Below are 9,130 nucleotides of genomic sequence, written 5' to 3'. Positions count from 1 at the left end.
TTACAGTGTATTGCCGCTGAATTTATTCCTGGTTATTGCCAGGGGTTTGTATTTAGTATACTGTAGAATCTCTCCCGGTTGCCAACTGCAGCCGGGAGTTTTCTAATATACTCCTCCTTCTTGTGAGTCCTTAGATTTGCGTCTAATGGCGCGGGGTCGTTACGACCCTTTCTTTTTTTTGACGATTGCACGGCAGATGGGAAGAGAGAAATTTGATCAAATCATGAATTGACTAACCGGTTATAGTGTGTTAGTATGATCCCGAGTGATTAATAAACCTTTGAAAATCTCATACAATCTTTGAGACAGGTGCCCTGCGGGGCTTAATAGGGAAGACCGGTGTGAATGCCGGCGCGGTCCCGCCACTGTAACGGGGAGTGAATCCAAGAGTTGCCACTGGGAGGTAAAAGTCCTGGGAAGGTTTGGAGGAGCTGCGATCCGGAGCCAGGAGAACTGCCTGTTTGACAGTCACCGTTTACCCACGGACGATGGGGAGGGGATTAATGGCACAGTTTACTTAGTTATGCTATTTTTCAATTACTACCCCTCCTGCATTGTTGTGGGAGGGGTTTATTTATTGATAACTGAATAGTGTTGAGACAGGTGCCCTTAGGGGCTTAATAGGGAAGTCCGGTGCAATGCCGGCGCGGTCCCGCCACTGTAACGGGGAGTGAATCCAAGAGTTGCCACTGGGAGATAAAAGTCCTGGGAAGGTTTGGAGGAGCTGTGATCCGGAGCCAGGAGAACTGCCTGTTTGACAATCACCGTTTTTTCACCCACGAGCGATGGGGAGGGGATTAATTAAGAAGCTTTACTTGCGGCTGTTGAGCCGGGAGTATTGTTTGATTGCTTTTTAACCGGCCCTCACTGACGCGCTCAAGGAGGGCCTTTTTATATTGACTATCTCGAGGCAGAGACTGACTTCATTACGCTGTTCCCCATGTAAGGAGAACAGCGGGAAGAAGGTTCAAGCCCTCAAATATACAAAGCTAAGCTTACCTTGTAAGTCAGGCTTATCCAGTGAATCGGTGCCCTAATTCCATAGCAGCACCAGCGTTTTAGGGCCACCAGTTGCTGGAGATACAATCTAGGAGGGGTTGAAATGACTAATCTTATCATCCCAATATCCGCTTCCTTGAGCATAACTCCGTGTGTTGCCCTGTCGGAGCGGATAAGAAACCACGATGAGGCTGTAATTACAGGTCTCGCCAGCTTAAAACAAGCTATGTCTTCCGCCGATTTTGCAGAGTACATTGAAAGTCTGGTAGATATGCGCAATCATGATGGAACTTTATGGCTGATTACCAGCCAGGCCATACATAAGACGCTGCTGGAGCGCAATTTTTTGCCACAGCTGCGAGCAGCGTTTACCGGATTGCGCATCCGGATCATTAGTCAGGGATAACTTAAGGGGGACAGCCACAAATGAACGAAGTAAAAGCAGAGCCCGCAGATTCTAACAGTCTGTTTGGGGAATTTCCCGAACCCTCGTATGAACAGTGGCGGGCAGAGGCTGAGAAGGCGCTTAAAGGCGCCAGCTTTGAAAGTAAATTAATTACGCAAACCTATGAAGGTATTGCGCTACAACCCATTTATAGTCCGGTTAACCTGTCAGACTCCAACCTCATTCATTCCCTTCCCGGCAGCCGGCCTTTTATCCGGGGAACCCGGGCCGGTGGCTATCTGACCACCCCCTGGCTGATTGCCCAGGTTTGTGATCAGGCCATGGCCAAAGAGGTAAATGAGGTATTGAAAAACGAGTTGTCCAGAGGACTCAAGGCAATCCACTTACAACTGGATACAGCCACATTAGCCGGTGAGGATCCTGATTGTGCTGAGGCAGACAGAATTGGGGATCAGGGGTTTTCCCTCACCAGCCTCGCTGATTTGACGCAGGCATTAGCAGGGCTTGACCTGAAACAATGGCCGGTACTCATCCAGTGCGGTGTCAGTCAGCTGCCGGTCGCCGCCCTGCTTGCCGGTGTTGCCCGGGCCCAGGGAATAGAGCTGCAGAATTTATCAGGGGCAATTACAATGGATCCGCTGGGATCATTGTCACAACAGGGGTATCTGCCGGCCGAACTGGAAACGCTGTATGACGAAATGGCGGCAGTCACCCTGTGGGCAGATCGCCATGCCCCGCAACTTAAGACCATTTTGGCAGATGCCAGCCCTTACCATGATGCCGGTGGCAATGCGGTACAGGAACTGGCCTTTACTTTAGCGACCGCTGTGGAGTATGTCAATAAGCTTCAGGAACGGGGCGTGGCCTTCTCCGTCATTTCCCGCCACCTGCGCTTTTCCTTCTCCCTTGGTGCCAATATGTTTATGGAGTTGGCAAAAATAAGGGCGGTTCGCGTGTTGTGGAGCCAGGTTGCCGAGGCGTTTGGGGGTAATGAAACAGACTGCAGGGCCAACATCCACGGACGTACCTCCCGCTTTACCAAAACAATGTATGATCCTTATGTCAACATGCTGCGAACGACTACCGAAGCCTTCGCCGGGGTGGCTGGTGGTCTTGACAGCCTGTATGTTGGACCGTTTGATGAAGTGATCAGGCCTAGTGACGAGTTTTCCCGGCGTATTGCCCGCAATACCCAGATTATGCTGCAGCAGGAATGCTCATTATTGCTGCCGGTTGATCCGGCAGGCGGATCCTGGTATGTGGAGGCCTTAACCGAGGAACTGGCTCACAAAGCCTGGGAGCTGTTCCGTAAAACGGAAGCCTATGGCGGAATGCTGCAGGCTGTACAGGCCGGATTTCCTCAGGATCAGGTAGCTGCTACAGCGCAAAAACGGGCAGCAAACCTGGCTAAACGGCGGGATGCTGTTGTTGGCACTAATGTCTATGCCAACCTAACAGAAAAACCTTTGGAACAAACGGTGATTAATCAGGAAGAGATCCGGTCAGCCCGGATCAGGGAGCTGTGCAGCTTTCGCTCGGTTACCGATATCGGTCAGCGAATGCTCTGCCTGGAACGCCTGGCCGAGCAGCGCAATAACCTGACAGAGAAAACACTGGAGTCGGCCGTGCAGGCAGTAACCGCCGGTTGTACCATCGGGGAGATTCTGGCCGCCCTGCGTCAAACAGTGGCTGCTCCGCTGACGGTTATGCCGTTGCGCTTGCACCGGCTGACAGAGCTTTATGAGACAGTCCGGCTGACGACAGAGCACTATGTAAAGCAGGGCGGGGAAAACCTGAAAATCTTTTTGGCGAATATGGGACCCATTCCCCAACATAAGCCCAGAGCGGACTTCAGCCGTGGTTTCTTTGAGGTTGGCGGTTTTACCCTCATTGGCAATAATGGCTTTGATGCCCCGGCAGCAGCAGTGGCAGCAGCTGTGCAGGCCCAGGCCGATGCTGTGGTCATCTGCTCCACCGATGCCGCCTATCCCGAACTTGTGCCGCCGCTGGCCCGGCTGTTAAAGCAGGCCCGGCCTGACGTCTGGGTCATTTTGGCCGGGCTGCCGCCGGAGGATCTGCAGCTGGAATATCAAGCGGCTGGTGTAGACGAGTTTATCCATGTCCGGGCTAATTGCCATGCCAGCCTGGTACGGTTGCAGAAAAGGAAGGGGATGATACGGTGACAGCTAAACCTAATTTTGCCACAATGGAGTTCACAGGCCGGTTTAATGCCCCCTCATATGATGACTGGCAGCAAAAGATCGAGCATGAAACAGGTAAAACCGTAACAGAACTGGTCCACCGGACCATGGAGCAGATCGATATTCAGCCCCTCTACACCGAAAAAGACATGGCCGGGCTTGATCATCTGCGCTATTTGTCCGGTATCCCCCCGTTTTTACGCGGGCCCTATCCAAATATGTATGTTACTCAGCCCTGGACAGTCCGGCAATATGCGGGTTTCTCCACCGCTGAAGAGAGCAATGCTTTCTACAAACGGAATCTTGCGATGGGCCAGAAAGGCTTGTCGATTGCGTTTGACCTGGCCACCCACCGGGGCTATGACTCCGACCACTCCCGGGTGGTTGGTGATGTCGGCAAAGCCGGGGTGGCAGTCGATTCTATTTTGGACATGAAGATCCTGTTTGATGGAATCCCCCTGGATAAGATGTCGGTGTCAATGACCATGAACGGTGCCGTATTGCCTATTATGGCGTTTTACATTGTGGCTGCCGAGGAACAGGGGGTCAAACCGGAGGTTCTCACCGGTACCATCCAGAATGATATCCTCAAAGAATTTATGGTCCGCAACACCTATATTTACCCGCCGGAGCCCTCAATCCGGATTATTGGCGACATCTTTGCCTATACCTCCCAGAACATGCCGAAATTCAACAGTATCAGCATCTCCGGTTATCATATGCAGGAGGCGGGGGCCACGGCCGATATCGAGCTTGGCTACACCCTGGCCGATGGCCTGGAATATGTAAAAACCGGCTTGAAAGCAGGTCTGGACATTGACGCCTTTGCCCCGCGGTTTGCTTTCTTCTGGGCGATCGGCAAAAACTATTTTATGGAAGTGGCCAAGATGCGGGCCGGCCGTCTGCTCTGGGCCAAGCTGATTAAGCAGTTTAATCCTAAGAACCCTAAATCGATGGCCCTGAGAACCCATTCCCAAACCTCCGGCTGGAGCCTGACCGAACAGGACCCGTTTAATAATGTGGCCAGAACATGCATTGAGGCGTTGGCTGCTTCGCTGGGGCACACCCAATCGCTGCATACCAATGCCCTGGATGAAGCCATCGCGCTGCCTACCGACTTCTCGGCCCGGATTGCCCGCAATACCCAGCTGTACCTGCAGGATGAAACCTATATCTGCAAGGTAATTGATCCCTGGGGCGGCTCTTATTATGTCGAGGCCCTGACGCTGGAACTGGCCCGCAAAGCCTGGGCCCATATCCAGGAGGTGGAAGCACTGGGCGGAATGGCTAAAGCCATTGAGACCGGTTTACCGAAGATGCGGATTGAGGAAGCGGCCGCGCGAAGGCAGGCTCAGATCGATTCCGGTAAAGAAACAATTGTTGGTGTTAATCGCTTTCGCATGGACAAAGAAGACCCGCTGGAGATCCTGGAAGTCGATAATACGGTTGTCCGGGAAGCCCAATTACGGCGGTTGGAACAATTGCGGGCCAATCGCAATGAGGCTGAGGTGCAGTCGGCTCTGGCCGCCATTACCAAAGCAATGGCCACAGGGGAAGGCAATGTACTGGATCTCGCTGTTAAGGCCGCCCGTGTCCGGGCCAGCCTGGGGGAAATATCCTTGGCTGTGGAACAAGTGGTCGGCAGGCATAAGGCGATTATCCGTTCCATTTCCGGTGTTTACAGCAGTGAATTCAATGATGAGCAGGAGATCGAGCGGGTCCGGGCCCAGACTGATGAATTTGCCGGGCTGGAGGGACGGCGTCCACGGATTCTGATCGCAAAAATGGGCCAGGACGGCCATGACCGGGGCGCGAAGGTAGTATCTACCGCCTTTGCCGATATGGGGTTTGACGTCGATATCGGTCCGTTGTTTCAGACACCGGCAGAAACAGCACAACAAGCTGTCGATAATGATGTGCATGTTGTCGGCATGAGCTCACTGGCGGCCGGGCATAAAACCCTGCTGCCGCAACTCATCGAGGAATTAAAAGCAAGGGGCCGGGAGGACATATTAGTAGTGGCTGGCGGTGTCATCCCGGCACAGGATTACGAATTTCTCCGTGCGCACGGTGCTGCCGCCATCTTCGGGCCAGGTACAGTTATCCCGGTAGCGGCGCAGCGCATCCTGGAAATTCTTATAGTCCGGTCCGGGTCGGCAGAGTGAGTGATAAGCCGCAGAGCAGGCTGCCGGAATGGGCGGCAGGCGGTAAGGAACCCGGGTTCGCCAGCCGGGTTATGGACGGGGTGACAACTGCGCATGACGGCTTGCCGGGGCCGCGGCGGGAACCTGCCCCGGCACCGCAGGCCAATTTGCCGCCCCGGCTTACCGTGGCCGATTATTATCAGGGGATTAGACAGGGCAGCCGGGGCATACTGGCCAGGGCGATTACCCTGGTGGAAAGTAACCTGCCCCGCCATGGAGAACTGGCCCAGCAGCTGCTGCAAGATGTACTGCCCTATGCCGGCCAGGCCTTGCGTATCGGGATTACCGGTGTGCCGGGGGCTGGTAAAAGCACCTTCATTGAAGGCCTGGGCTGCCAGCTGTGCCAGCAAGGGCATAAAGTAGCGGTATTGGCGGTAGACCCCAGCAGTACCGTGACTAAAGGCAGTATTCTGGGGGATAAGACCAGAATGGAACAGCTTAATCGCCACCCCAATGCTTTTATCCGGCCATCCCCTTCCAGCGGCACGCTGGGAGGGGTGGCGCGGAAAAGCCGGGAGACCATGATCCTGTGCGAGGCGGCCGGCTATGACATCATCCTGGTAGAGACAGTTGGCGTCGGCCAAAGTGAGGTAACTGTGCGCTCGATGGTGGATTGTTTCCTGCTGTTGGTGCTGACCGGGGCCGGCGATGAACTCCAGGGGATGAAAAAAGGTGTCATGGAGCTGGCTGACTTTATTGCCGTGAACAAAGCCGATGGTGATAACCGGGTGAGAGCCCTGACGGCTCGCGGTGAGTATGAACAGATACTGCACTACCTGCGTCCGGCCACCGAGGGCTGGGTGACGCAGGCCCTGACCTGCTCGGCCTTATATGGTGACGGCATACCCGAGCTATGGAGTAAAGTAGAGCAGTTCATCAAGCACACCCGGGCCTCCGGTGCCTTTGCCGCCCGGCGGCAAAATCAGGCATTGGCCTGGCTGCGCACCATGGTTGAAGAACATCTGTACCGACGGTTTTATGATCACCCTGCAGTTAAGGCTCAGCTGCCCCGCATTGAGCAGGGAGTAGCCGGCGGCGCACTGATGGCAACTAAAGCCGTAAGAGAGCTGCTGGATATCTATGAATGCGGCCAATCGCTCTAGCGTACTCTGCACACCACCCGGATTTTATTTGCATAATTACACACGGACCAGCATATGCCGCCAGATTTCTAAAGAAGCGCTCAGTTAAACTGCGAATGGTCAACTCGCTTAACTGATTGCTTCTTAATAGCAAAGGCTCCCATCCATAGGCGGGAGCCTTTGCTATTAGGGGGGGGGATTATAACTCAGGCAAAGCATTTGTCACACTTTTTTGTAATATTATGCCGAAAATACCTCACATGAGGCATTTACGTCATGCCTATCCTGAGATATCCTGGAAAGAGATACTATTTTTATGAAAAGGACTTATTTATTTACACTTTATTTAAGCGTCTTAACCACCGGTTTAAGATGGGTGGTAAATCTAACGACAAAGACTGAGGGTAAAAAATGTATAGGTCAAAATACTGGGAGGTTTTTCAGCAGGCTAATCAAGGAATTTGTGTTTACAACTGCAAATTAGAAAGAATTTATGCAAATGAAGTGGCAAAACAGGTGCTTGCCAACATCCCTCCTGAATTATGTAAACAATTTAAGGGGATCTGCCGGTGTTTTTTGGCTATGGTTAGAGCCACAAAAACGAGTTTGCTTAATTATAGTGGTAGCTTGGATCATCAATGCGTTATCATCAGTTTTTGTTTTTTTTCCATTTATTCAGACAAGCAGGCATTGATCATGGTGGTCTTTGACTATAAAGCAGGCAGCGACAATAACCCGCGAGGCAAGGTACCGTTTACGCGGCGGGAGAAGGATATCCTTAATGCAATTGCCACCGGCAAAACGAACAAAGAAATCAGTGCAATGCTTAGTATTGGTTTTGAAACCGTCAAATCGCATGTAAGAAACCTGCTGGCCAAAACAGGAACAAGCTCCCGGACTGAACTGATTAGTAAGAATTTCCATCTATGATAACGGTACAATTGGGCCACTCAATCATACAGAACTGAGAAAAAAATGAATACCGGGATAGGTGCCCTGCGGGGCTTAATAGGGAAGACCGGTTAATGCCGGCACGGTCCCGCCACTGTAACGGGGAGCAATCTCGCATAGTTGCCACTTAAGCCATTCGCTTTGGGAAGGCGCGAGAAAGTCATGATCCGCAAGTCAGGAGAACTGCCTATCTGACAATCACCATTTGACCTGCGAGCGACAGGGAGGCGGATAAATTACCGGATAATAATCCTGGTAGTTTGGCGTAAGCACTCCCATCGGGGAGTTTTTTATTTGGCTGCTGAGCAGCAACCGTTAATGAGGGTTTAGGGGTGCATGAATGAAACACGAACAAATTAAACAGCTAACTGATAGACTTTTGGCTTGCGGGTATCATCCTAGCCAGATCAAACAGATGATCAGCGAGGCGGAGTGCGGCATAACTGCCAATGACAGTCGCCGGGAGCAATTAATTATTGCTGCTCTGGAGGATTATGTCGAATTTGGAACCAAGTGCAAGATGACAAGAAAACCAGTTTCAAGCGATAATAGACGCTTATGCTGTGAGTGAATGATAGTAATTAAGAGAAGGAAGGTAATTAGGTTGCGTATGCAAAACAAACCACTGATCCTATTTACCCTAATCCTGTTTTTGACAGGAACTCTGTGTGTATTGTTGCCTGGTAAAGCTGCTGCCGCCAAAAAAACGGCTGCATCCCCGATCGGGGTTGTGGACTATGATGTCTTAATCAACAAACACCCGGATATGCCTGAAGCCAATAAAGTGCTGCAGGCTGAGAATGAGCAGGTTAAACAGGAATTCACAAGTAAATCTGCCGGTTTAAGCGATCAGGCTAAACAAGAGCTGCAGTTCCAATTACGGCAACGGCTGGAACAAAAGCAGCAGGAACTGCTAAGAGCTATCACCGCTAAGATTGATGCCGCCATCAAAGAAGTGGCTGATACCGAAGGGCTGACGGTTGTGGTACAAAAAGATGCAACTGTCTATGGCGGTCAGGATATTACCATTAATGTGTTAGCAAAAATAACGAAAAAGTAAACAATAAGGGAACCGTTGCCGGTTCCCTTATTAGCTGGTTATGGGCTGCTTCCGAAAGCTACCGGTGAAAGTCAGGCTATCACTAATCGTTTATTAAATACTGATTGTCGTTCAATTATTTTAGCGCTATCCCAGAATTACCTCATTTGAGGTATTTACGGTATGTCCATGATGAGATATTCTAGAAGTAAATATAAGACGATCTCTTTGGTCTTCTTCCTTTTTAT

The 9,130-nt window shown here is 51.5% G+C and carries 7 protein-coding genes and 3 riboswitches; all 7 genes read left to right on the top strand.

The window, feature by feature from the left end; all coding sequences use genetic code 11:
* Positions 1-290: 290 nt before the first annotated feature.
* Positions 291-475, top strand: a riboswitch (cobalamin riboswitch).
* A gap of 109 nt (positions 476-584) precedes the next feature.
* Positions 585-768: riboswitch (cobalamin riboswitch) on the top strand.
* 334 nt (positions 769-1,102) lie between these two features.
* A complete protein-coding gene (locus VN379_RS06255; protein ID WP_325531918.1) occupies positions 1,103-1,405 on the top strand; it encodes a hypothetical protein in 303 nt (100 codons plus the stop codon).
* Positions 1,406-1,425: 20 nt separating this feature from the next.
* Positions 1,426-3,588 (top strand): methylmalonyl-CoA mutase family protein, encoded by a 2,163-nt coding sequence (locus VN379_RS06250; protein WP_325531916.1) that lies wholly within the window; start codon positions 1,426-1,428, stop codon positions 3,586-3,588.
* A 23-nt stretch (positions 3,589-3,611) separates the two neighbouring features.
* Positions 3,612-5,771, top strand: a complete 2,160-nt coding sequence (scpA, locus tag VN379_RS06245; protein ID WP_325531920.1) for a methylmalonyl-CoA mutase — start codon at positions 3,612-3,614, stop codon at positions 5,769-5,771.
* Positions 5,768-6,913: a methylmalonyl Co-A mutase-associated GTPase MeaB gene (gene meaB, locus VN379_RS06240; RefSeq protein WP_325531914.1), complete on the top strand. Its 1,146-nt coding sequence runs from the start codon at positions 5,768-5,770 to the stop codon at positions 6,911-6,913. Before scpA ends, meaB begins: the two co-directional genes overlap by 4 nt.
* 390 nt (positions 6,914-7,303) lie before the next feature.
* The gene (locus tag VN379_RS06235) at positions 7,304-7,822 is read left to right on the top strand and encodes a helix-turn-helix transcriptional regulator (protein ID WP_325531912.1); all 519 of its coding nucleotides are present in this window, start codon (positions 7,304-7,306) and stop codon (positions 7,820-7,822) included.
* A 42-nt stretch (positions 7,823-7,864) separates the two neighbouring features.
* A riboswitch (cobalamin riboswitch) is annotated at positions 7,865-8,048 on the top strand.
* Positions 8,049-8,183: 135 nt separating this feature from the next.
* The gene (locus VN379_RS06230) at positions 8,184-8,414 is read left to right on the top strand and encodes a hypothetical protein (protein WP_325531910.1); all 231 of its coding nucleotides are present in this window, start codon (positions 8,184-8,186) and stop codon (positions 8,412-8,414) included.
* Positions 8,415-8,453: 39 nt separating this feature from the next.
* Positions 8,454-8,903, top strand: a complete 450-nt coding sequence (locus VN379_RS06225) for an OmpH family outer membrane protein (protein WP_325531908.1) — start codon at positions 8,454-8,456, stop codon at positions 8,901-8,903.
* Positions 8,904-9,130: the final 227 nt, after the last annotated feature.

The sequence above is a fragment of the Sporomusa sp. genome (genome assembly GCF_035561255.1).
Taxonomy (GTDB): Bacteria; Bacillota; Negativicutes; order Sporomusales; family Sporomusaceae; genus Sporomusa.
Note: the sequence above shows the minus strand (reverse complement) of the source record. Positions and strands in the feature narration are given on the sequence as shown.

Bases quoted from the DNA above. Each gene is read 5' to 3' on its own strand.
- VN379_RS06235 (WP_325531912.1), top strand. From the start codon at position 7,304: ATGTATAGGTCAAAATACTGGGAGGTTTTTCAGCAGGCTAATCAAGGA.
- VN379_RS06225 (WP_325531908.1), top strand. From the start codon at position 8,454: ATGCAAAACAAACCACTGATCCTATTTACCCTAATCCTGTTTTTGACA.
- VN379_RS06250 (WP_325531916.1), top strand. From the start codon at position 1,426: ATGAACGAAGTAAAAGCAGAGCCCGCAGATTCTAACAGTCTGTTTGGG.
- VN379_RS06255 (WP_325531918.1), top strand. From the start codon at position 1,103: ATGACTAATCTTATCATCCCAATATCCGCTTCCTTGAGCATAACTCCG.
- VN379_RS06230 (WP_325531910.1), top strand. From the start codon at position 8,184: ATGAAACACGAACAAATTAAACAGCTAACTGATAGACTTTTGGCTTGC.
- scpA (WP_325531920.1), top strand. From the start codon at position 3,612: ATGGAGTTCACAGGCCGGTTTAATGCCCCCTCATATGATGACTGGCAG.